Source organism: Rhizobium sp. BR 315 (assembly GCF_050577975.1).
GTDB lineage: Bacteria > Pseudomonadota > Alphaproteobacteria > Rhizobiales > Rhizobiaceae > Rhizobium > Rhizobium miluonense.
Map to the genome: position 1 here is coordinate 54,051 of NZ_JARWKZ010000004.1, position 22,501 is coordinate 76,551.

21 protein-coding genes, 1 tRNA gene and 1 pseudogene are annotated in these 22,501 nt (G+C 58.2%); 4 read left to right on the forward strand and 19 right to left on the reverse strand.

The features are described 5' to 3' along the window. Positions 1–112: 112 nt before the first annotated feature. The 14 genes from QD409_RS06310 to pcsA all read right to left on the reverse strand — a co-directional run bounded on the left by QD409_RS06310 (position 113) and on the right by pcsA (position 16,386). On the reverse strand, positions 113–814 hold the full coding sequence (locus tag QD409_RS06310; protein WP_092855749.1) for a DUF502 domain-containing protein: 702 nt from the start codon (positions 812–814) through the stop codon (positions 113–115). Positions 815–989: 175 nt separating this feature from the next. Then, entirely contained in the window at positions 990–2,816 is a 1,827-nt protein-coding gene (glmS, locus tag QD409_RS06315) for a glutamine--fructose-6-phosphate transaminase (isomerizing) (protein WP_430762115.1), read from the reverse strand. Between the two features lie 116 nt (positions 2,817–2,932). Then, on the reverse strand, positions 2,933–4,300 hold the full coding sequence (glmU, locus tag QD409_RS06320) for a bifunctional UDP-N-acetylglucosamine diphosphorylase/glucosamine-1-phosphate N-acetyltransferase GlmU (protein WP_430762116.1): 1,368 nt from the start codon (positions 4,298–4,300) through the stop codon (positions 2,933–2,935). Between the two features lie 100 nt (positions 4,301–4,400). After that, the gene (locus QD409_RS06325) at positions 4,401–5,147 is read right to left on the reverse strand and encodes a FadR/GntR family transcriptional regulator (protein ID WP_430762117.1); all 747 of its coding nucleotides are present in this window, start codon (positions 5,145–5,147) and stop codon (positions 4,401–4,403) included. A 16-nt stretch (positions 5,148–5,163) separates the two neighbouring features. Next, complete coding sequence (yjfF, locus tag QD409_RS06330) at positions 5,164–6,132, reverse strand: galactofuranose ABC transporter, permease protein YjfF (protein ID WP_430762118.1); 969 nt, start codon at positions 6,130–6,132, stop codon at positions 5,164–5,166. Further along, a complete protein-coding gene (locus tag QD409_RS06335; RefSeq protein WP_430762119.1) occupies positions 6,129–7,157 on the reverse strand; it encodes an ABC transporter permease in 1,029 nt (342 codons plus the stop codon). The genes yjfF and QD409_RS06335 overlap by 4 nt, the downstream gene beginning before the upstream one ends. Beyond that, positions 7,154–8,677, reverse strand: coding sequence for a galactofuranose ABC transporter, ATP-binding protein YtfR (ytfR, locus tag QD409_RS06340; protein ID WP_430762120.1), 1,524 nt, complete (start codon positions 8,675–8,677; stop codon positions 7,154–7,156). The genes QD409_RS06335 and ytfR overlap by 4 nt, the downstream gene beginning before the upstream one ends. 129 nt (positions 8,678–8,806) lie before the next feature. Then, positions 8,807–9,769 carry a galactofuranose ABC transporter, galactofuranose-binding protein YtfQ gene (ytfQ, locus tag QD409_RS06345; protein ID WP_092855762.1) on the reverse strand — a complete coding sequence of 321 codons (963 nt, stop codon included), beginning with the start codon at positions 9,767–9,769 and terminating at the stop codon, positions 8,807–8,809. A 143-nt stretch (positions 9,770–9,912) separates the two neighbouring features. After that, the gene (locus tag QD409_RS06350; RefSeq protein ID WP_092855786.1) at positions 9,913–10,989 is read right to left on the reverse strand and encodes a BMP family ABC transporter substrate-binding protein; all 1,077 of its coding nucleotides are present in this window, start codon (positions 10,987–10,989) and stop codon (positions 9,913–9,915) included. 53 nt (positions 10,990–11,042) lie between these two features. Beyond that, positions 11,043–11,963, reverse strand: a complete 921-nt coding sequence (locus tag QD409_RS06355) for an ABC transporter permease (RefSeq protein ID WP_092855763.1) — start codon at positions 11,961–11,963, stop codon at positions 11,043–11,045. Next, the gene (locus QD409_RS06360) at positions 11,960–13,060 is read right to left on the reverse strand and encodes an ABC transporter permease (protein ID WP_092855764.1); all 1,101 of its coding nucleotides are present in this window, start codon (positions 13,058–13,060) and stop codon (positions 11,960–11,962) included. The genes QD409_RS06355 and QD409_RS06360 overlap by 4 nt, the downstream gene beginning before the upstream one ends. Beyond that, positions 13,050–14,624, reverse strand: a complete 1,575-nt coding sequence (locus QD409_RS06365; RefSeq protein WP_092855765.1) for an ABC transporter ATP-binding protein — start codon at positions 14,622–14,624, stop codon at positions 13,050–13,052. Before QD409_RS06365 ends, QD409_RS06360 begins: the two co-directional genes overlap by 11 nt. Before the next feature lie 41 nt (positions 14,625–14,665). Next, complete coding sequence (locus tag QD409_RS06370; RefSeq protein ID WP_092855766.1) at positions 14,666–15,649, reverse strand: quinone oxidoreductase family protein; 984 nt, start codon at positions 15,647–15,649, stop codon at positions 14,666–14,668. Between the two features lie 11 nt (positions 15,650–15,660). Then, complete coding sequence (gene pcsA / locus QD409_RS06375; protein ID WP_092855767.1) at positions 15,661–16,386, reverse strand: phosphatidylcholine synthase; 726 nt, start codon at positions 16,384–16,386, stop codon at positions 15,661–15,663. A 213-nt stretch (positions 16,387–16,599) separates the two neighbouring features. On the opposite strand from pcsA, the gene QD409_RS06380 reads away from it, so the two are divergent. Next, a complete protein-coding gene (locus tag QD409_RS06380; protein WP_430762121.1) occupies positions 16,600–17,802 on the forward strand; it encodes a UbiH/UbiF family hydroxylase in 1,203 nt (400 codons plus the stop codon). Here QD409_RS06380 and QD409_RS06385 read toward each other — a convergent pair. Both QD409_RS06385 and QD409_RS06390 read right to left on the reverse strand, forming a co-directional pair. After that, positions 17,767–17,985: pseudogene (locus QD409_RS06385) on the reverse strand (AEC family transporter); the annotation flags it as partial. The gene QD409_RS06380 and the pseudogene QD409_RS06385 sit on opposite strands and share 36 nt — an antisense overlap. A 47-nt stretch (positions 17,986–18,032) precedes the next feature. Next, positions 18,033–18,785, reverse strand: coding sequence for a cytochrome c biogenesis CcdA family protein (locus QD409_RS06390; RefSeq protein WP_430762122.1), 753 nt, complete (start codon positions 18,783–18,785; stop codon positions 18,033–18,035). Positions 18,786–19,056: 271 nt separating this feature from the next. On the opposite strand from QD409_RS06390, the gene QD409_RS06395 reads away from it, so the two are divergent. Both QD409_RS06395 and QD409_RS06400 read left to right on the forward strand, forming a co-directional pair. Continuing rightward, positions 19,057–19,350, forward strand: a complete 294-nt coding sequence (locus QD409_RS06395) for a PsiF family protein (protein ID WP_430762123.1) — start codon at positions 19,057–19,059, stop codon at positions 19,348–19,350. A 378-nt stretch (positions 19,351–19,728) separates the two neighbouring features. Next, a complete protein-coding gene (locus QD409_RS06400; protein ID WP_430762124.1) occupies positions 19,729–19,944 on the forward strand; it encodes a hypothetical protein in 216 nt (71 codons plus the stop codon). A 98-nt stretch (positions 19,945–20,042) separates the two neighbouring features. Here QD409_RS06400 and QD409_RS06405 read toward each other — a convergent pair whose 3' ends face one another. The 3 genes from QD409_RS06405 to QD409_RS06415 all read right to left on the reverse strand — a co-directional run bounded on the left by QD409_RS06405 (position 20,043) and on the right by QD409_RS06415 (position 21,866). After that, entirely contained in the window at positions 20,043–20,282 is a 240-nt protein-coding gene (locus QD409_RS06405) for a hypothetical protein (RefSeq protein ID WP_430762125.1), read from the reverse strand. Between the two features lie 601 nt (positions 20,283–20,883). Continuing rightward, entirely contained in the window at positions 20,884–21,360 is a 477-nt protein-coding gene (locus QD409_RS06410) for a hypothetical protein (RefSeq protein ID WP_430762126.1), read from the reverse strand. 430 nt (positions 21,361–21,790) lie between these two features. Next, positions 21,791–21,866: transfer RNA gene (locus tag QD409_RS06415), tRNA-Lys, on the reverse strand. Positions 21,867–22,237: 371 nt separating this feature from the next. Between QD409_RS06415 and QD409_RS06420 the strand changes: the two genes are divergently transcribed. Further along, positions 22,238–22,489, forward strand: coding sequence for a GlsB/YeaQ/YmgE family stress response membrane protein (locus tag QD409_RS06420; RefSeq protein WP_004118854.1), 252 nt, complete (start codon positions 22,238–22,240; stop codon positions 22,487–22,489). Positions 22,490–22,501 lie beyond the last annotated feature (12 nt).

The following is a 22,501-nucleotide window of genomic DNA, read 5'->3' on the forward strand; positions in this document are numbered from 1 at the left end:
ATGCAACCAACTGCATGCCCCCAAGTATGATCTAAGGTGTCAACATGATAGGCACATGACAGTTCGCGCTGTACGCGAAGGACCCGATGAACGATAGGAGCGGGAGCATTCCCTAGGTCAGGGAATCCATCGGAACGGGCTTGGGCAGGCCCTTCGCCGCGATCAGCTCTTGCTTGAATTCGGGCGAAACCAGGCCGCCGGAAATCAGAAGCTTGGCGCCGTCCTCGGGGCTCATATCGAGAATGGTGATCTTTTCGCGCGGCACGAAAACCAGAAAACCAGCGGTAGGCACCGGCGTCGGCGGCAGGAAAACCGCGACCATATCGTGCCCCATGGCATCGAATTTGGAGGCAATTTCACCCTTGGCATCGGTCGAGATGAATACCATGGACCACAGGCCGGGGCTGGGATATTCGATAAGCCCGACCTTCTTGAACGACGTGCCCTGCTCCTTCAGCACCGTTTCGAAGATCTGCTTGACGCTCTTGTAGATCGTTCGCACGAGAGGCACACGATTGACGAGCGACTCTCCCAACCGGACGATACTCTGGCCGATCAGGTTCTTGGCCAGGAAGCCGATCAGCGTGATGAAGATCATCGCGATGACCAGCCCGGTGCCCGGAACGGCGAAATTCAGATAGTTCTCGGGATCGTAACGCGCCGGAATATAGGGGCGGACCCAGCTGTCTGCCCAATGAACGACGGACCAGGTCAGCCAGAGCGTAATGGCGATGGGTGCGCAAATAATCAGGCCGGCCAGGAAGTTGTTTCTAATCCGCGTCGGCACGGATATTTTGATGAGCTTCTCAGTCATTTGCCGTTCGAAAACTCCGTTCCGTCGCCTACCGCTAACCGGCAAATCCCCCCACCTCTCCTATAAGGAAATTGCCAGAAATCGATGCGGCATACAACCCGGCAGTCATGCCGCCGGGCCTAACAGAGACGCTACTCACGACGACGTGATGCCGAGCGACGACAGGAGAAGAATCCTACTCCACGGTCACGGATTTGGCGAGGTTTCGCGGCTGGTCAACGTCCGTGCCCATAAAGACAGCTGTGTGATAGGCAAGCAGCTGAATCGGCAGCGAAAAGATGATCGGGGCGATGATCTCGTCCACAACAGGCAGAATGATGGTCGCCATCGTCGGCAGCGTCGATGCGGCGGCACCTGCTTCGTCGGTGATGAAGATGATCCGACCGCCGCGTGCCGCCACTTCCTGCATGTTGGAAACCGTCTTGTCGAAGAAGCGGTCATGAGGAGCGATGACGATAACGGGCATATTCTCGTCGATCAGCGCGATGGGACCGTGCTTCAGCTCGCCGGCCGCATAGCCTTCAGCATGGATATAAGAGATTTCCTTGAGCTTGAGCGCGCCTTCCATGGCAAGCGGGAAGCTGGTGCCTCGGCCGAGATAGAGTACGTCCTTGTATTTCGAGATCTCGCGCGAGAGGCTTTCCATCTGCGGCTGGATGATGTTCAGCACCCGCGCCATGATGCGCGGCATCTCGACGAGGTGATGCACCAGCTCCTTTTCATCCTCGGCGCTGACCGTACCGCGGGCGACGCCGGCTCCGATCGCCAGAGATGCCAGAACGGCTAGCTGACAGGTGAAGGCCTTCGTCGAGGCAACGCCGATCTCAGGACCGGCCATGATCGGAAACACCGCATCGGATTCACGCGCAATGGTCGATTCCTTGACGTTGACCACGGCACCGATCTTCAGGCCGTTGTCCCGGCAGTAGCGCAGCGATGCCAGCGTATCAGCCGTCTCGCCGGACTGAGAAATGAACAGCGCCGCCTGCGACGGCGACAATGGCATTTCGCGATAGCGGAATTCGGATGCGACGTCGATTTCGACCGGGAGACGCGCATAGCGCTCGAACCAGTACTTGCCGATCAGGCCGGCAAGATAGGCGGTACCGCAGGCGGAAATTGCCAGACCGGAAACCTTCCCGAAGTCGATAGCCGAAACGCCGGGGTGCACGCGATGGCTGGCGAAATCGACATAATGGCTAAGCGCATGAGAGATGACCTCCGGCTGCTCGTAGATTTCCTTTTCCATGAAATGGCGATGGTTGCCCTTGTCGACGACATAGGCGGTCGCATGGGAAATCTGCCGCGGCCTGTTCACTTCCTTGCCGCTGTAGTCGAGGATCGTGGCGCCGCTATGGGTGACGATCGCGCAATCGCCGTCGACGAGATAGGTGATCTCATTGGTGAACGGCGCAAGCGCGATGGCGTCCGAGCCGAGGAACATCTCGCCCTTACCATGACCCACGGCGAGCGGCGGGCCGGAGCGTGCCGCCATCAGCGTGCCGGGATCGTTTTGGAACATGACAGCCAATGCGTAGGCGCCCGTCACGCGGTTCAGCATCTTGAGCATGGCAGCGCGGGGATCCAGCCCATCGCGGACATAGTTCGCAAGCAGATGCGCCACGACTTCCGTATCCGTCTGCGAAGAGAATACCCTGCCCTCAGCCTTCAACTCCTCGCGCAATTCGGAAAAGTTTTCGATGATACCGTTATGGACGACGGCAACGCCTTCTACGAAATGCGGGTGAGCATTGGTTTCATTCGGAACGCCGTGGGTTGCCCAGCGCGTATGCGCGATGCCTGTCGTGCCCGGCAGCGGATCCGTCTCCAGCCGCTTCTCCAGATTGAACAGCTTTCCTTCCGCACGGCGACGATCCATCACGCCGTTATGGATCGTCGCAACGCCGGCCGAATCATAGCCGCGATATTCGAGGCGCCGCAGCGCATCCACCAAGCGATCCGCCACCGGTGCCGTTCCGACGATCCCAACAATACCGCACATATAACTCTCCGTCTGACCTCAGATGTGAGGGCAAGTCCTACTCATTCTCAGGATTTTCTCAATTGCCATAACGGTCACTTTCGATTTCGGACCGTTACGCGAAACGTCCAAGGGTTTTAGTGGCTGCCAGTGCCCTTCTTTGCCGCCTTGATGGCCAGAGCGCGTTCGCGAACGAGCTTGGCCCGCTCCGGCTTCACTTCCTGGCGTGCACGGCCGAAGGCCAGGGCATCAGCCGGAACATCATCGGTGATGACGCTGCCGGACGCGATATAAGCACCGTCACCGATGCGCAAGGGAGCCACAAGCGAAGAATTGGAGCCGACGAAGGTGTTGGCGCCGATGTGGGTCTCATGCTTGTTGACCCCATCATAGTTGCAGGTGATGGTGCCCGCACCGATATTACTGCCGGCTCCGATCGTCGCATCGCCGATATAGGCCAGATGATTGACCTTGGCGCCCTCGGCGATCTTGCCGTTCTTCACCTCGCAGAAATTACCAACCTTGGCACCGCTGGCGAGATCGGCACCGGGGCGCAGCCGAGCAAACGGGCCAACCGTCGCGCTGGCGCTGACATGCGCGCCCTCGATATGAGAGAAGGCATGGATGACCGCACCGCCTTCGATAACAGCCCCCGGGCCGAACACGACATTCGGTTCGATCAGCGCGTCCTGACCGATGACGGTATCATAAGCAAGAAACACAGTCTCGGGCGCAATCATGGTAACGCCCGACAGCATCAACTCATGGCGCCGCCGTTCTTGCCAAAGGCGTTCGATGAAGGCGAGCTCGGCGCGATTGTTGCAGCCGGTCATTTCGACTTCCGGCGCGTCGACAGCCACGGCGCGGCCGCCTAGCGAACGGGCGATCTCGACCAGATCGGTGAGGTAATATTCGCCCTTGGCATTGGCGTTGCCGATACGGTCGAGCAGATCCAGCGCCTTGCGGCCGTTGATCGCCATCAGGCCGCTGTTGCACCAGGTTACCGCCAGTTCAGCATCCGTCGCATCCTTCGCTTCGCGGATGGCAATCAGTTCGCCGTCTTTGACCAGCAGTCGGCCATAGGCGTTCGGATTGTCAGTGTGAAAGCCGATGACCACGATGTCGTTGCCGTCGGCCAGCCCTTGCCGGGCAGCACGGAGCGGTGCGTCGGTGAGCAAGGGCACGTCGCCATAGGCAACGAGAATATCGTCATATCCCCGTGCAATCGCCTCGCGCGCCGCAAGGACGGCATGACCGGTGCCGAGACGCTCATTCTGCAGATAGGATTCCACCGCTATGCCGCCGATCGACGCTGCCGCACTAACCTCATCGGCATTGCGTCCCACCACCAGCGCAGCCACCGAAATATCGGTCTTGGCGATCGCCTCCATGACGTGAGCAATCATCGGCCGGCTCGCAATCGGATGCAGTACCTTCGACATCGACGATTTCATGCGGGTACTGTCGCCGGCGGCGAGGATGATGGCGAGGCAGCTACGTTCCATTTCAAGCTCCGAGATAAACGGTCAGGCGCCGCCCATGACTGGGCGCAATCCTCTCATAGCAACTACTCGAGCGGCGAACCAAGGCAAAATTGGGGGGATCTCAGGTATCGGCAAGAGCGGCAAAGGCTTCAAGCACATGCTCCCGCCCATCGACGATCACAAATTCCATGGCTTTGCGCGCAGCCAGACTATCGTGCGCTGCGATGGCGTCGACGATAGCCATATGCGTATCGGCGATATTGCTGAAGCCGTTGGTGGAAGGGGGCGCACTCATGCGGAACATGCCGACCAATGCTGCCTCGATAAGTCCGCCGAGCGACCGCATGAACGGATTCTGGGAGGCTTCCGTAATTGCCAGATGGAAATGCAGATCGGCGATGGCAAGACTGTCCGACGTGTGATTCGGGTCCGCCATGGCACTTGCAAGCCCGCGCAACAGATCGATGTCTTCACGGCTCGCCCGGTCCGCCACTAGGCCGGCGGCGAATGGCTCGAAGGCAATGCGTATATCGTAGAGATGGAGAAGGAACTCCTTGTCGATTCCGCTTTCGAAATGCCAGTTCAGCACTTCGTTATCGAACATGTTCCAATAAATCTTCTCGGTGACGCGCGTGCCGACGCGCGCACGCGGCACGACCATGCCCTTGGCCGCCAGGGTTTTCATGCTCTCGCGCAGAATCGTGCGGGATACTTTGAACCGCTGCAGAAGCTCGCTATCGCCTGGAAGAATGCTGCCGATCGGAAAAGCACCCGATACGATTGCCTTGCCGAGGTCGTCGACCACCTGCGCATGGCTCGTGCGCGACTTTCCCTCGGCCTTTCTCGTTTCAAGCAATCGGCTACGCAAGCACCCTGTCCTTCCCTCAGACGTATCGTCGATTGAAGCGGGAAAACAGCAGAAGACCCTTCTGCATCAGAATAAATGCAAACAGCAACAAGCCGATCAATATCTTCGTCCACCAGCTGGAAAGCGTTCCATCGAAGGTGATGTAGGTCTGAATCAAGCCCTGTATGAGAATTCCGATGAGTGTTCCTCCGACGAACCCCGCTCCTCCCGTCAGCAGTGTTCCGCCTATAACCACGGCAGCGATAGCGTCTAGCTCGACGCCGACCGTGGCAAGCGAATATCCCGCTGATGTATAAATGGAAAAAACGATTCCGGATAGACCGGCAAGAAAGCCGGATAGGGCGTAGATCTGGATCGTCGTGCGGCCGACGGGCACGCCCATGAGTTCGGCGGTCTGCACGCCGCCACCCAAGGCGTAGACATTGGCGCCGAAGCGGGTGCGGTGCGCCAGCACGATGCCACCGGCAAAGACGAGCAGCATGATGCCGCCGATCAATGTCAGCCGCCCGCCACCGGGCATCAGCCAATAGAGATCGTTGAGCTGCGAATAGAAATCATGCTCGATCGGGATGCTGTCGATCGACAGCACGAAGGCTACGCCGCGTGCCAGAAACATGCCAGCCAGCGTCACGATGAAGGGCGGCATGCTGAGATAGTGGATGATGGCACCCATGCCGGCACCGAAAATAGTCGTGAGAACAAGGACTAAGACGAAAGCGATCAACGGATGGATCGTCGTGTCCCGGAGGACGATCGCCAGGAATACGCCGGTAAAGGCAATGACGGAGCCGATGGACAGATCGATGCCACCCGAGATGATCACGAATGTCATGCCGACAGCTGCAATTCCCAGAAAGGCATTGTCGGTCAACAGATTGCCGACCACCCGCGTCGACAGCATGTTCGGATACTGCGTCACACAGCCGGCATAGGCCAGGATGAAGATGACGATCGTCGCAAGCAGCGGAAGATATTTCGAATTCACTTTGCCTGCTCCTTTTGCACCATCCGCCCCTCGCCTCGGCGGCGCCGGAAGAACGCACTCGCGGACTGCATGGCCGGCGACTGGATGACTAGAATGACGATGACGATGATTGCCTTGATCACCAGATTGAACTCCGGCGGAAAGCCGGAAAGCAGGATGCCGGTATTGACCGATTGAATAATCGTCGCGCCGATCAGCGCACCAACGATGCTGAACCGGCCACCGAGCAGCGAATTGCCACCGACCACGACAGCAAGGATCGCGTCCAGTTCGAGCCACAGGCCGGCATTGTTGGCATCCGCCCCCTTGATATCGGCCGAAACGATGATGCCGGCGAAGGAGGCGCAAAGCCCGCTTAATGCGTAAACCGCCACGAGCAGAACCGGGGTCCGGATGCCGGACAGCGTGCTTGCCCGCCGGTTGATGCCGATGGCTTCGACGAGCATTCCAAGCGCCGTGCGCCGGACGAGAAGGATCACAGCGAGCGCAACGATGAGCCAGATCACCACAGGCATGGGCAATGCCGCGAAGGAGCCGCTGCCAAGAAAGATAAGTCCGTCATTGTTGAAAGTGAGGATCGTTCCCTCGGTGATCAATTGCGCGATACCACGACCGGCAACCATCAGCACCAGCGTCGCGATGATCGGCTGGATGTCGAGCACGGCGACGAGAAAGCCATTCCACAGGCCGCAGGCCAGACCGACGCCGATCGTCAGAAACAGCGTATAGGCAAGCGAATAGCCGGCAACGATGGAGGATGCGGCTATGGCGCCGCAGATCGCGATGACCGCGCCAACTGAAAGATCGATGCCCTTGGTGGCGATGACCAGCGTCATGCCTATGGAAAGCAGCGCTACCGGCGCACCGCGGTTCAGCACGTCAATCAAGCTCCCATAGAGCCTTCCATTCTGAATTTCCAGATGAAAGAAATGCGGGAACATAATGAAATTCAACAGAAGAATAGCCGCGAGCGCAATCAGCTGCGGCATCAGGCGAAGCAAGGATGCCTTGATTTGCGAGCTCATGCGTCCTCCCGCGTCTTTTGAGTCGTGGCAATGGTCTCGACGATATTTCCGGCCGTTATCTCGCTGCCGGTCAACTCGCCAATGTGCTCTCGATCCCTAAGGACGATGACGCGTGAGCTGTAGGCAACAAGCTCCTCGAGTTCGGATGAAATTACCACGAGAGACATTCCCTGCCGGCAAAGGTCTTCGATCAATCGGATGATTTCCGCATGGGCGCCGACATCGATGCCGCGCGTCGGCTCGTCCAGGATCAGGAAGCTTGGATTGGTCGCCAGCCATCGCGCGAGGATCGCCTTCTGCTGGTTGCCGCCCGAAAGAAGCCTGATGGGCTTTTCCCGATCGGTCGTGCGGATGTCCAGCGCCTTGATGTAGCGATCGGCGATGGCGTTCTGCTCGCTGCGGGCCAAGGGCCTCGCCCAGCCCCGCCGCGCCTGGAGTGCCATGATGATGTTTTCCCGAATGGAAAGATCGCCGATGATGCCGTCGGTCTTGCGGTCTTCCGGGCAGAAGCCGAAACCACTCTTGATCGCAGCGCGCGGACTGGAAAGCGCAATCGTATTGCCGTCGATCTTTGCTTCGCCGCTGTCGGCACGCTCGACGCCGAAAAGCACCTCGGCCGTTTCCGTGCGTCCGGACCCGAGCAGACCGGCGATGCCGACCACCTCGCCGACATGTACCTCCATATCGAAAGGCTTGATCTTGCCGCGCTTGCCGAAATTGGTGAAGCGATATCGTACCGGGCCGCGCTCAGTCTCGGTCTGCTTCGCCGAGCTTTCGGTCTGCGCGAGTTCGCGGCCGAGCATCATGGCGATCAGGGTCTGCCGCGGAAGACCATCCGCATCGCGCGTGCCGACCAGGCGACCATTGCGCAGAACGGTGATGCGATCGCAGATTTCGTAAACCTGCTCGAGAAAATGCGTGATGAAGATGATTCCAAGGCCGCGCTGCTTCAATCGCCTGACGATGCCGAACAGCATTTCGACTTCATGCGTATCGAGGCTGGCAGTCGGTTCATCGAGAATCAGGACCTTGCCGGAAAGATCGACGGCGCGGGCAATCGCAATCACCTGTTGTATGGCAACGGAGAAGCGGTCGAGCTGGCGGCTGACATCAATATCCACTCCATACTGCGACAGCAGATCTCTCGCCATATTGTTCATCAACCGGCCGCTAACCATGCCGAACCACCGCGGTTGGCGGCCGAGAAAGAGGTTTTCCGCGACGCTCAGATTGGGCAGCAGGTTCACTTCCTGATAAACGGTGCCGATGCCGAGCTTCTGCGCCGCCAGCGTGTCATGCGGATCGATCTCGGCGCCATCGAGAACCAGGCTGCCAGCATCTCGACGGTAGGCGCCGGTCATGCATTTGATCAAGGTTGACTTTCCCGCCCCGTTTTCACCGAGCAGCGCGTGAACCTCGCCGCGCATCAATGTGAAATCGACTTGATCGAGAGCGGTCGACCCGGGAAAATATTTACAAAAGCCTGCTGCTGTCAGAAGTCGCTCGACGTCGTGAGCCATGAAGCGCTGATGTCCCTGCATTGAGCCAATGGGCGAAAACGATAGCCGGCGCATTCCATTGATGCGCCGGCATCTTGCACGAGAGATCGCACCGGCGGCGTTGCCGTTCCGGTGCGATCGGCTTTCGTCTCAGTAGCCGAGGTCCTTCTTCTGCTCGTAGACCTTCTGCGGATCGTCAGCCTGAGTATAGAGCTTCGATTCCGTCTGGATCCACTTCTGCGGCTCCTTCTTGGTCTTCAGATAGGCGTCGAGCGCGTCGAAGGCGGGGCCGGCCATGTTCGGGGTCAGTTCCACGGTTGCGTTCGCTTCGCCGGCAGCCATGGCCTTGAAGAGATCCGGAACCGAATCGATTGACACGGTCAGGATGTCCTTGCCCGGCTTCAGGCCGGCTTCCTTGATCGCCTGGATAGCACCGACGGCCATATCGTCGTTATGGGCATAGAGCGCACAGATATTCTTGCCGCCATTCTCAGCCTTCAGGAAGCTTTCCATGACTTCCTTGCCCTTGGCGCGCGTAAAATCGCCCGTCTGGCTGCGGACGATCTTCAGGTTGTCATGGCCCTTGACGGCCTCTTCGAAGCCCTTCTTGCGGGCGATGGCCGGCGAGGAACCGGTCGTTCCCTGCAGCTCGACGATATTGCACTTCTTGTCGCCGACCGTCTTGACGAGCCAGTCGCCGGCAACCTTACCCTCATGAACCAGGTCGGACGTGACGGCCGTCAGATAAAGATCCTTCGGCCCATTGACCGTGCGGTCGAGCAGGATGACAGGGATCTTGGCTTCCTTGGCTTCCTTCAGCACGGCGTCCCAGCCGGTTTCGACAACAGGCGCGAGCAGGATCGCATCGACACCCTGGGCAATGAACGAGCGAATCGCCTTGATCTGGTTTTCCTGCTTCTGCTGCGCATCTGCGAATTTAAGATCGATGCCGCGCTTTTTAGCTTCCTGCTTCGTCAGCGTCGTCTCGGCGGCGCGCCAGCCAGACTCCGAACCGATCTGCGAGAAGCCGACAACAAGTTGCTTTGCCGACGCGGACGTAAACATGCAGGCAGCAAGAATCGTGGCACTGATAAGTGCGGTCTTCAACTTCATGATTATCTCCCAAAGGCCATCTCCTCAGGCCCGCGGTTAAAAAATCATATAGTAATACTTTTGTAAATCGGCATTCGTTGATGCAGTGCAACAAAAAAGGGCGCCGAAGGCGCCCTTTCTCAACTTTGGCTATTTGGCTGCGATTACTTCGAAGCCGGCAGCTTGTCGTCGACGCCTTCGATGTAGAAGTTCATGCCGAGAAGCGTGCCGTCGTCGGCCTTTTGGCCTGCCTTCAGCCAGGGCGTGCCGTCCTGCTTGTTGATCGGGCCGGTGAAGGGCGCGATCTCGCCGGACTTGATCTTGGCTTCGGTTTCCTGAGCCATCTTCTTCACGTCGTCAGGCATGTTGGTATAGTCCGACATCTTCAGGATGCCGTCCTTCAGGCCGTCCCAGCTCTGCTCGGACTTCCACTTGCCGTCGAGCAGCGCGTGAACGCGCTTGGAGTAATAGTTGCCCCAGGTATCGACGATGGCGGTCAGCTGTGCCTTCGGGCCGGCGGCGATCATGTCGGACGCCTGACCGAAAGCATGGATCCCACGCTCCTGGGCAACCTGCATCGGCGCAGTCGTGTCGGTGTGCTGCGTCAGGATATCGACGCCCTGGTCGACCATGGCCTTGGCGGCGTCGGCTTCCTTGCCGGGATCGAACCAGGTATTGACCCAGACGACCTTGAGCTTGAAGCTCGGATCGACGGAGCGGGCGCCCTGCTCGAAGGAGTTGATGCCCATAACGACTTCCGGAATCGGGAAGGACGCGATGTAGGCAGCGCCATGGTTCTTCGACATCTTGGCGGCGATCTGACCCAGGATGTAACGGCCTTCATAGAAGCGCGAGTTGTAGGTCGCGAGGTTGGGGCCGCTCTTGAAGCCGGTCGCATGCTCGAACTTCACCTTCGGGAACTTGGCGGCAACCTTGACGGTCGCATCCATGAAGCCGAACGAGGTGGAGAAGATCAGCGAGCAGCCGGAACGGGCGAGACGCTCGATGGCACGCTCCGCATCCGGGCCTTCCGGTACGTTTTCGAGATAAGGCGTGTCGATCTTGTCGCCGAATTCCTTCTGGACTTGCTGGCGGCCAAGATCGTGCGCCTGCGAATAACCGCCGTCCGTATGAGAACCGACATAGACGAAGCAGACCTTGGTCGGCGCCGCTTCGGCGGCAGCAGCGAAACCAACGATGGCAGCAGCTGTCGTGGCGAGTGCAAGTGCTAGTTTCTTCATGGTTACCTCTGTTGGTTTGGCATGTTTTGCTGAAATCCGTCCGGTCGTTGCCATTAGCGCTCCGGAACGAAGGCCTTGCCGAGCGAAGCTGGCGTGTTGATCAGTGTCGCGCGGCGATTTTGAGAGATGATGACGAGAACCACAATAGTCGATGCGTAGGGCAGCATCGACAAAAACTGCGAGGGAATGCCGACGCCGAAGCCCTGTGCATGAAACTGCAGGATCGTCACCGCACCGAAGAGATAGCCGCCTGCCAGGACGCGCAGCGGCCGCCAGGACGCGAAGACGACCAATGCCAGCGTCACCCAGCCACGGCCGGCAGACATGTTCTCGACCCATTGCGGCGTGTAGACCAGCGACAGTTGCGCGCCGGCAAGCCCGGCGCAGGCACCACCGAACATGATGGCGAGATAGCGCGTGCGAATGACGTCGATACCGAGCGCATGGGCAGAACCATGGCTATCGCCAACAGCGCGGAGCTTCAGGCCGGCACGGCTGCGGAAGAGGAACCAGTTGACGCCGATCAGCAGCGCGATCGAGAGATAGAAGGTCAGGTCCTGCTTGAACAAGACCGGGCCGAGAAACGGGATATCCGACAGCAACGGGAAAACGATCTCTCCCAGTTGCACGCCGGGCACGCTGACGTAGCCCTCGCCGATCATGCCCGAGAGGCCAAGGCCGAGGATGGTCAGAGCCAGGCCCGTCGCCACCTGGTTCGTCACCAGTGTCAGCGTTAGGAAGCCGAACAATAGCGAAAACAGCGCGCCCGCCGCGATACCGACGAGGAGGCCGACATAGGGCGATCCGCTCAGCTGCGCACCGACGAAGGCGGCAACCGCACCGATGATCATCATGCCTTCGACGCCGAGATTGAGCACCCCGGACCGCTCCACCACCAGCTCGCCGAGACCAGCAATGACGAGCGGCGTCGACGCGGTGATGATCGTCAGGAGGATCGCTACAAAGACGCTCATGCAGCACCTCCCCGAACGCGCGACCAGACCAGGCGGATCTTATAATAGATCAGCGTATCGCAGGAGAGCACAAAAAACAGCAGGAGCCCCTGGAAGACGCTCGCCGCCTTGGCTGATATCCCAGGCGACAATTGCGCCGCTTCGCCGCCGAGATAGGTCAACGCCAGGACCAGGCCGGACAGGATGGCTCCGAGCGGGTTGAGACGCGCGAGGAAGGCAACGATGATGGCGGTAAAGCCGTAGCCCGGCGAGATCGCCGGCTGCAGATGGCCGATCGAGCCCGAAACCTCGGATATGCCGGCAAGGCCTGCGAGCGCGCCGGACAGGAGGAAGGCGAACCAGACCATTTTCCGCGAGGAGAATCCTGCAAATCGCCCTGCTCGTGCCGATTGTCCGAGCACAGTTATCTCAAAGCCCTTCAGCGTATATTTCATCAGGAACCAGGCGAGAATTGCCGCAACGACGGCAAAGACGATACCCCAATGCGCGCGTCCGGCGATATCTTCCCAACTTGTCGGCACGATCGTCGGCAGCACTGCCTCCGGCGGAAAATCTATGCTCTGCGGAAAGTTGTGGCCCTGCGGATCGCGCCATGGCCCACGCGACAGCCAATCCAGGAAGAGCTGGGCGATATAGACGAGCATCAGGCTCGTCAGGATTTCGTTGGTGTTGAAATGTGCCTTCAGCAATGCCGGAATGGCCGCATAGAGCGCACCGCCGATGGCACCGGCGATCAACATCAGCGGCAGGACTATCGGCGAATGCCAATCAGTGAAGATGATCGGGATGAAGGATCCGGCGACCGCCCCCATGGTGAACTGTCCTTCCGCACCGATATTCCAGTTGTTGGAGCGGTAGCAGACGCACAGGCCGACGGCGATCAGGATCAGTGGACCAGCCTTGATCGCCAGCTCGTGCAGCGACCATACCTCCAGCAGAGGCTGGACGAAGAAGGCATCGAGCGCCTCCACGGGGTCCTTGCCCATCACTGCGAACATGATCGTACCGGCGATCAGCGCCAATGCGAGGGCAAGCAACGGCGACACGATGCCGAACAGTTTCGAGACCTGCGGGCGCTTTTCGAGTTCAATGCGCATGCGCGGGCTCCGAATGCGTCTTGGAATCATGCAGACCGCCCATCAACAGGCCGATCTTTTCGCGGGTGAGTTCACCGGCAGGATAGGACGGCGACAGGCGCCCTTCCGAGATGACGGCGATATCGGTCGCGACTTCGAAAATCTCATCGAGATCCTGGCTGATGACGAGCACGGCGGAGCCGTCACGGGCGAGATCGACCAGGGCCTGACGGATGCGGCTGGCAGCACCTGCGTCCACGCCCCAGGTCGGCTGATTGACGACCAGCACGCTCGGCTGCCGATCCAGCTCCCGGCCGACAATGAACTTCTGCAGATTGCCGCCGGAAAGCGCGCCGGCGGCGGGATCCTCGCCGCTCTTGCGCACATCCATCGCTTCGCAGATCCGCTTGGCAGCCTGCTTGACAATGCCGTGCCTGATAATCTTGAGGAAGCCGCCGCTCAGAAACGTCTTGCGATCCGACTGATTGCGGGCAAGCACAAGATTGTCCGACAGCTTCAGCGCGGAAACGGCAGCATGGCCATGGCGCTCCTCCGGCACGAAACCGGCGCCCAGCAAACGACGTGCATTGATGCCCTTGGTCCCCACAGGCTTGCCGCGGACATGGACCAGATTGTCGGACGGCACGGCATATTCGCCGGAAATGACATCGAACAACTCGCCCTGCCCATTGCCGGCAACCCCTGCGATCGCGAGAACTTCACCGGCACGAACGCGCAGCGAAACATTCTTCAGCGACATGGCAAAGGGGGTGCGCGCCGGGGCGGAGAGGCCTGCGACTTCCAACTGGATGTCGCCCGTCTTTCCAAGTCCCTCATGTTTTACGCTGGCGACATCGCTGCCGACCATCATGCGGGCCAAAGAACCCGTCGTTTCCTGCCGAGGGTTACAGGCGCCGGTCACCTTTCCGTGGCGAAGCACCGTAGCGCGCGAACAGATGCGCTGCACTTCCTCGAGGCGGTGACTGATGTAAAGCACCGAACGTCCCTCGTCCCGCAACTGGAACAAGGTCTCGAACATCCGGTCGGCTTCCTGCGGCGTCAGCACGGAAGTCGGCTCGTCGAGAATGATCAGCTTGGGATTCTGCAGCAGCGCGCGGACGATTTCGATGCGTTGCCGTTCGCCGACGGACAAATCGGCGACATGCGCATTCGGATCGAGAGGCAAGCCATAAGCGTGCGATAGCCTGGCGGCTTCCTCCGATATTTTTGCAATCGGGATCTTGCTGTCGAGCGACAGCGCGATGTTTTCCGCAACCGTCAGCGCCTCGAACAGCGAAAAATGCTGGAAAACCATGCCGATGCCGAGCTTGCGCGCCGTGCCCGGAGAATCGATCCCGGCGGGCTTCCCCTGCCAGACGATTTCCCCATGCGTCGGCTCAAGCACGCCGAACAGCATCTTCACAAATGTGGACTTACCGGCGCCGTTCTCGCCAAGCAGCGCGTGAATTTCGCCCGGTTGGATTTCCAGATCGATTTCGTTGCAGGCAGCAAAACTGCCGAATAGCTTCGTTAGCTTGCGAACCGACAATAGTGCACCGGCTGCCGGTACATCGGATGACGACACGTTCCCCTCATTTCCTTCCCACCGTCCTGCCCTTTACGGATCTATGGGATCAGTAGTGTAGTTCCACTCGTTTTTCTGGCTTCCAAATCCGCGTGCGCGCGCCCCGCATCGCTTAACGGATAAGTCTGATGAATATTGATACGCACTTTATTGCTTTGCACAACAGCAAATAATGCCCCAGCGCTGGCTCTCAACTCTTCTGGTGTGCCGACATAGGCAAAAAGGCTTGGACGCGTCGCGAAAAGCGAACCTTTCTGGTTAAGGATGGCAAGGTTGAAATTCTCGATCGGGCCGGACGATTGACCGAAGGTCACCCACATGCCGCGCGACTTCAGGCAATCGAGCGAATGCGGGAAAGTGTCCTTGCCGACCGAATCGTAAACGACATCGACGCCCTTGCCTCCGGTAATTTCGCGGACACGATCGGCAAAACTCTCTTTGCTGTAGTCAATGACATGATCGTAGCCATGCGCCAGTGCCAGCTCGACCTTTTCAGCAGAACCGGCGGTGCCTATGACGGTGCCTGCTCCGAGCGCCTTGGCCCATTGGCCGGCAATCAGGCCGACGCCGCCGGCGGCCGCATGAAACAGCAGCGTCGTTCCGGGGCCGACCTTGAAGGTGCGGTTCAGCAGATATTCGGCCGTCATGCCCTTCAGCATCATCGATGCCGCGGTTTCGAGCGGGATATCGTCGGGCACCTTGACCAGATAGCGGGTCTCGATGTTGCGTTCGACGCTGTAGGCACCGTCGCTGCCGACATAGGCCACGCGATCTCCGACGGCGAAATCCGAAACGCCAGGCCCGACTTCGGTAATCGTTCCGGCGGCTTCCTTGCCGAGCGAGAGCGGAAACTGCGGCGCCTTGTAGAGACCGGAGCGGAAATAGACGTCAATGAAATTCAGGCCGATCGCTGCATGGCGGATCTGCACCTCGCCGGCGCCTGGAGACGGCAGATCCACCTCCTCCAGCTTCATGACTTCCGGACCGCCGTTTTCGTGGATTCGAATGACCTTGGTCTTCTTCATGGCTAGCAATCCTATTGGCGCCCAAGGGACGGGAAAAATTGTAGTACGGCGCCGATGCAATAAAGATAGATACCGCTGATGATGAAGAGGACAACCGCCCATTGCGGCATGACGAAATTCATCAGCAGCGAGTAGATGCCAAGCGCCGACCAGAACAGGAATATGCCGAGATTGAGCGGCCGCAACCGCTTGACGCGCACGGGATGCAAGAAGTTGATCGGCAGGAAAGTCAGGACAACCGAAATGCCGACGAGGATCATGGCGGTCGTGGCGCTGGCATCGATGACGAAGAGTGTGAATATCACCATGTTCCAGACCACCGGGAATCCGGAGAAGAAATACTCCTCCGTCTTCATGCCGGTATCGGCGTAATAGATGGCGCTGGAGACCACGATCATGCCTGCGGCGACGAACGACAAGGGTTCGCCGATCATGCCGCTTTCATAGAGCGCGAAGGCCGGCAGCAGTACATAGGTCACGTAGTCGATGATGTTATCGAGCGTGTCGCCGGACCAATTGGGAAGAACTTCCTTGACCCGAACCTTGCGGGCGATCGGCCCGTCGATGCCGTCGACCAGCAGCGCCAGGCCAAGCCACCAGAACATATCGACAAAACGATGCTCCGAGGCCGCGACGACACCGAGAAAGGCAAGGAAAGACCCGGATGCCGTCAATATATGAACGGAGAAGGCACGAATCTCCGCATAAGGCACCCGCTTGTACTTGAAGATTTTCATCCGCCCCACGACTCGTCAGTTTTTGGGCCTACCCAGGCAGGCGATTTTTCTTGCTAATATGCATCCTTTGGTCTCTACCGCCAGCGCAAAAGCGTTCATCGCAGCACGCTAGCGCGAGTTGCTGTCATTTTCACCCGCTGCGATGTTTCATCCCATGGATTTCAACAGGCTAAGAGCTTATTTTCAGAATGATAGGCAATTGAGGCATCGATAATGAAGCAGATTGAAGTGGCCGTCATCGGCGGTGGCTTGGCCGGCATGATCGCAGCATTCGCGCTGGCGCGCGGTGGACGATCCGTCGCCCTCGTTGCTGCGCCGCATAACAAAGCCGACAAGCGGACGACGGCGCTCATGGATCAATCGATCCGCTTTCTCGAGCGTCTGACGCTATGGGACAAGATCGCACCTTCGACAGCCGCCTTGACGACAATGCGCATCATCGACGGCACCTCGCGGCTTTTGCGGGCCCCGACTGTCTCATTCCGATCGTCTGAAATCGGCCTCGATGTATTCGGCTACAACATTCCAAATGCAGTCCTGCTCGACAATCTCAGCAAGGCCATCGAAACGGAAGGCAATATCAGCCGCGTTGAAGCCACCGCCTCGGAAGTCAGCTTTCGCGACGATGGCGTGACGATTATGCTCGACAACGGTCAGTCGATCGAAGCCGCCTTCGTCGTCGGCAGCGACGGCCGCAATTCGATGGTGCGGGAAATCTTGGGCATCAAGGTCAAGGGCTGGTCCTATCCGCAATCGGCCATGGTTTTGAACTTTGCGCACTCTTTGCCGCACCAGAACATATCGACAGAATTTCACACCGAAAGCGGCCCTTTCACGCAAGTGCCCCTGCCGGGCAACCGCTCCAGCCTCGTCTGGGTGCAGAAGCCAGCGGAAGCCGCGGCCAATGCCGAAAAATCGCTCGAAGAACTGGGCATGCTGGTCGAGGAGCGTATGCAATCGATGCTCGGCCGGGTGACGATCGAGGACAATGTCCAGGTGTGGCCGCTCTCCGGAATGACGGCCTATCGCTTCGGCAAAGGCCGGGCTGCGCTGATCGGCGAAGCAGCCCATGTCTTTCCGCCGATCGGCGCGCAGGGGCTCAATCTGAGCCTGCGTGATATATTGGCGCTGTCGGAAATCCTCTGCGCCCGCCCGGATCAGCCCATCGCGGCCTCGGCCGGCGACAGTTTCGACCGCAAGCGCCGCGTCGACGTCATCAGCCGGACAGCGAGCGTCGACCTCCTCAACCGGTCGCTTCTTTCCGATTTTCTGCCGGTGCAGATGTTGCGCGCCGCCGGGCTGCATGTGCTTTCCGCGCTCGCTCCCCTTCGGAACCTGGTTATGCGCGAAGGCATCGAGCCCGGCGGCGGCCTGGGCAACCTATCCTCGAGATTGCGGGAAAAGCTGCGCCGGTAAGGCACCCGATTTTATCAGATACAGCACCAGCGAAACCGTCACCACGGAGCAAACCGTGGTGATCAAAATCGTGGCAGAGGCGCACTCCTGCCAGACACCATATTGCTGACCGATGACAAAGACGTTCGTTGCCGTCGGCAAAGCTGCCAGCAGCATCGCCGCTTCGATCCAGATCGGATCGAATCCTGCCGAGGGAAATGAAGGCGAAATAAATCGCACCCGCCCCCGGCTTAACCGATTTTCATCAGGATAGGAAAGGTCTGCTGAAACCAGATCGCCATGTCGCTGACATAACCGAAGATGAAGGCGAGACCAGTGAGCACCAAAAGCCCACCCATGACCTTCTCGACCGTACCGAGATGGCGACGGAAACGGGAGAGAAAGCGCATGAACGCGCCGGAAAAGCCCGCGGCGATCCAGAACGGAATGGCAAGCCCGAGCGAATAGACGGCGAGCAGGCCAGCACCGGCACCGACCGTTTCGCGGGACGCCGCAACACCGAGAATCGCTCCAAGCACGGGGCCGATGCAGGGCGTCCAGCCGAAGGCGAAGGCAAGCCCCATGATATAGGCGCCGGTCAACGTCGCAGGCTTGCCGCCGCTCTGGAAGCGCGCCTCGCGAGCGAGAATGCCGATGCGGAAAACGCCAAGGAAGTTCAATCCCATGACAACGATGATGAGCCCACCAATCTTCGCCAGAATATCGAGATGCTGACGCAGCAGCATCCCGATCGAGGAAGCGCCGGCACCTAGCGCGACGAATACCGTGGCAAATCCCAACGTGAAGAACAGTGCCGAGATCAGCACATTGCTGCGTACACCAGGTCCTGCGGCCACAGCCGCGCCGCCGCCGCGAAACTGCTCCACGGAAATCCCGGCCATGTAACAGAGATAGGGCGGCACGAGCGGCAACACGCAGGGCGAGAGAAACGAAAGGGCGCCTGCAATCAAGGCACTCAGGATCGAAATATCGGCAAGCGACACGATGGACTCCGGCTATGTCATTTCGCCCTCTTCCTAGCGTTGCGACTGCCGGAAAGCCAATCACCTTTTCGAGTGGAGCAGATACGAAACGCCTCCAAAAAAGCAATTGAGCAGCGGCCAGGTCACTCCAACTTGGCGGACGCAGGGCGCGACCAACGGCCGCAGAACAGTCCAACGAACGAATTGCTTTTGCTAAAATATTGGTTCAAGCTGGCACTGTTCGTCCAACAACGTGCATTCGACCCAAGTAGTTAGCGGAGGAAATACCCCCATGCGATTCGTTACTATGCTCACGACTGCAGCCTTTGCCGCACTTTTCAGCGTAAGCGCCATGGCGCAAACAGCGACGCCCAGCACCACGACGACGAAACCCACTACAACAACGGCAGCTCCTGCAACGACCACGACGACAACGCCAAAGACGATGACTGCGCCGAAGGCGATGAAACCTGCTCAGACAGCCGTTTCCAAGGCATGCTCGGCACAGGCTGACGCCAAAGGTCTGCATGGAAAAGCACGCGCCAAGTTCCGCAGCGACTGCAAGAAGAATGGCGGAAAATCATAAGAACTGAAATTTCGCGTCCATCAAGGATCAACTTTGCCGCTGTCATGGCGGTAAAGTTGATCATCGCGGCGCCACTGGATTTTTAATTTAATATTCTGAACGAAAATACTCGCATATGACATTGAAATGTCATCACAACGGCGAGTCTATACATCTAGCTGATTACATCGGACATAACGCTCTTTGCCACAGTTGGTGGTATGGACATCATGGATGTTCGGCTGTGATCCAGCGCTCAATATTACGGTGCCTCCGAAGCCGTTGAAGAAAGAATTGCCGGCGGAGAGCAACGTTTCGTAACAAACGAGAAAAAACCAGGAAACCTGTCGAAATTACAGCTTGTTCCCGTTTGGTTGAATCGGTGAACGGAGCTGCGAATTGAAACCAGCCATAAACCCTCCCCCTTCGGAAGAGACCTCGCACACGCAATATATGGCGGCCTGCCTTTTCGCGCTTGAGCCTTCCATCGAAAGCTTGCTTGCCGCCGCACTGAAATCGGGCTGGAAACGCGAATATGTGCTTTTGGCGATCATGGCCGTTGCCGCGAAAGATAGCGAGGAAACGGGATTGTTGCCCGGGCCTTTGCATTCGTAAATTTCGACAGCATCAGGATCACAAGGAGGCAGCCTGCGCCAGAGACCAGCACAAGAGTGTGATCGCAGCCCGCGCGGGCAAACGCCGATCCTGGGCGGTTATTTGCGCTTCGGCTTGAGCTCTTTGGTTGCTGGATCGAGCTTTCCGTTCACCAGCCTGTTGCGCGGATCGGCGACAAGAGCGCCCTTCCCGTCCGGCTCTTGCGACTTGTTTGCCTTGTGCACTTCGCTGCGTTGTATTTTTGCGAGCGGCTGCTCGTTTTCTTTGTCTTCGCTTGGAGCGCTGGATCGATCGCTTGCCAATTTGCTTCTCCCGTTATTCGCAAGGAAAACTGCCACTCTGACTAGGTTTCCCGGCAGATAAGTTCTCAGGCTGCGGGTCGTTCGTTGCAAAGCAAAGAACCACAGACGGAAGCCGCCTCAGAAATAATGAGGCGCGCTGTAACTATCCGTCGGTTGGCAGCGTATATTCCTCAGAGCATGGACCGGTGTTCATATCACCGGGAGTTTTCATCCTGTCCCCGGCGCTCGCACGGTACCGGAGACGGCGGAACGGCACCTCCGCGCCGTTCCGCAGCGCCCGGCGACAGGGGGATCTTATCCCCTCCGCCGGGCGCACTCCTTCCACCACCTGAAGCGCGGATGCGCATACATGAACGGAGCCTGACGCGTGCCCGGCGTGCGGCGCGCCACAGTTTTAGCGTCACTCAGGATCACGATACGCAAGGTAATGTGGGACATCGCGAAGCTGAGCGTTTCAGTTTCGCTGGCTTGCAGGGAATTCGATCATGACCTCAATCGAAAGGAGGAAGCTTGCGCGGCTCGCCATTGCGGCAATCGTCGCGCTGTCGGCGATAGCGTAGCCGCTCGGTCTGCGAACGAGAGAGCAAATGTCCGACTACGAAATGCCTTTGGTGTCGAATGCGCTCGGTCAGAGGCTTTACGAGCAATCGGAACTATCGACCGAGAAGGAATAATCCTTGCCCTTGAACTGGTAGATATAATTGGCCAAGGACGCTTCGCCGGAAGAGAATTTCGGCAGTAGGAAATCACATAGATCAGAGAGTTGGGCCGATTTGAGGAGCGGAGCGTCGAACCAATCGTCGTCTACGTCCAAATCGTAGAAATAGCTATAAATACGATCCGTCAGATCTATTTTCTTCAGCGTGATTTGCGAATCGATTTTCTTGGGCAGACCCTTGTTGGCGAAGACAACCGGATAGCGATCGGTAAGATACGGAACAACAAGCCGCTCGGTCACGGGCGTCGTCATGGCGATCGCGAGCAGAGGCAGGATGCTCGGGGCCATCGCAAATTTCTTCCGGGCGATCGCACCGAACACAATCCCGAGGATGCCTAACAATCCGCAAACGGTTGCGTAGATTTCCCACGAAGACAGTTCAGCCAAGAATTCCATCATGCATCCATCATCTTTATCAACCGGCGCATCGGCGACAGGTATCTTACTACCAGACCGAAACATTTTGCCAGTCACGCCGGTACGGATGCAACCACCATTTCAGCGGTGAAGGTGTTTTCCGAGCGACAGCAAAAGTCTGAAACAATTGCGGAAATTCGCTCAAGGCGAACGACACCACTCCATGATCCCTATATACCCCTCTGGCCTGCCATGCGGCAATTATAAGATTGCTTTGTCACCTGATTGTTAGCGCGCTTATCTTATACGGACTGAGACTAAAGGAGCACGCCTTGGCCGGGAAGCTCGGATGCATTTCGACGTTACGGCCATACCGTGCGTTATCTTCAAAAAGCAACTTTGAAGCAACAAGGCGCCGTATCAGAATCTTGCAGATGTTGGGGAAAATCACTGCAATGGCAGTGTCCAATGGTGAGAGCGATGGGATTCGAACCCATGACCTACTGATTAAAAGTCAGTTGCTCTACCGACTGAGCTACGCTCTCCCTCTCCGCGGGCGTTTCCGCCCCGGCTGGAAGTGCGCGGAACATATGCAGACGCCCCATTGTGGTCAACCCATAAATTGAGGTTGCAGCTGCTCAAAGATGCTTTTCCTCATCTCAAGATGCTCAAGACAGCGGCCTTTCCTCCGAAATTCCCGGGATACCAGGCTCAAGCCGAAAATTCTAATCTGTTAGAAAAGCTGTGCGGGCGCCAACTCAGTTTCACCCGGCCGGAACAACCGTAACAATTTCCCTCAATAATCGGGATTGCAATGAAAGGATTCGCTCGCGCGCCTCGCAATGATTTGAGGTGCGAATCGTTTTTAGTGTATATTAACCCATATGAACAACCCGCCGAGTCTCAGGAGGACCTTATGGAAGTCGGTTGGATTGCAGCAATTATCATTGGTGGCCTTGCTGGCTGGTTCGCTGAAATGATCATGAAGAGCAATACCGGCATCTTCATGAACATTGTTCTCGGTATTGTTGGAGCAATCGTTGCGAGTTGGCTGTTCAGGCAAGTCGGCCTTACGCTGCCTTTCAACAGCGCTTTGATCAATTACTTGATCACGGGTTTTGTCGGCGCGTGCATTCTAATTTTCGTCGGTCGATTGATCAGGAGATAGCGGCCTATCCGG

What these genes read in the sequence shown, in the direction of transcription:
- ytfR (WP_430762120.1), bottom strand. Translation starts at nt 8,677, where the DNA reads ATGGCTCACGACGTCGAGCGACTTCTGACAGCAGCAGGCTTTTGTAAA.
- QD409_RS06380 (WP_430762121.1), top strand. Translation starts at nt 16,600, where the DNA reads ATGAAGCAGATTGAAGTGGCCGTCATCGGCGGTGGCTTGGCCGGCATG.
- QD409_RS06370 (WP_092855766.1), bottom strand. Translation starts at nt 15,649, where the DNA reads ATGAAGAAGACCAAGGTCATTCGAATCCACGAAAACGGCGGTCCGGAA.
- QD409_RS06395 (WP_430762123.1), top strand. Translation starts at nt 19,057, where the DNA reads ATGCGATTCGTTACTATGCTCACGACTGCAGCCTTTGCCGCACTTTTC.
- ytfQ (WP_092855762.1), bottom strand. Translation starts at nt 9,769, where the DNA reads ATGAAGTTGAAGACCGCACTTATCAGTGCCACGATTCTTGCTGCCTGC.
- glmS (WP_430762115.1), bottom strand. Translation starts at nt 2,816, where the DNA reads ATGTGCGGTATTGTTGGGATCGTCGGAACGGCACCGGTGGCGGATCGC.
- QD409_RS06350 (WP_092855786.1), bottom strand. Translation starts at nt 10,989, where the DNA reads ATGAAGAAACTAGCACTTGCACTCGCCACGACAGCTGCTGCCATCGTT.
- QD409_RS06310 (WP_092855749.1), bottom strand. Translation starts at nt 814, where the DNA reads ATGACTGAGAAGCTCATCAAAATATCCGTGCCGACGCGGATTAGAAAC.
- QD409_RS06360 (WP_092855764.1), bottom strand. Translation starts at nt 13,060, where the DNA reads ATGCGCATTGAACTCGAAAAGCGCCCGCAGGTCTCGAAACTGTTCGGC.
- QD409_RS06355 (WP_092855763.1), bottom strand. Translation starts at nt 11,963, where the DNA reads ATGAGCGTCTTTGTAGCGATCCTCCTGACGATCATCACCGCGTCGACG.
- QD409_RS06420 (WP_004118854.1), top strand. Translation starts at nt 22,238, where the DNA reads ATGGAAGTCGGTTGGATTGCAGCAATTATCATTGGTGGCCTTGCTGGC.
- QD409_RS06410 (WP_430762126.1), bottom strand. Translation starts at nt 21,360, where the DNA reads ATGGAATTCTTGGCTGAACTGTCTTCGTGGGAAATCTACGCAACCGTT.
- glmU (WP_430762116.1), bottom strand. Translation starts at nt 4,300, where the DNA reads ATGGAACGTAGCTGCCTCGCCATCATCCTCGCCGCCGGCGACAGTACC.
- pcsA (WP_092855767.1), bottom strand. Translation starts at nt 16,386, where the DNA reads ATGAAAATCTTCAAGTACAAGCGGGTGCCTTATGCGGAGATTCGTGCC.
- QD409_RS06335 (WP_430762119.1), bottom strand. Translation starts at nt 7,157, where the DNA reads ATGAGCTCGCAAATCAAGGCATCCTTGCTTCGCCTGATGCCGCAGCTG.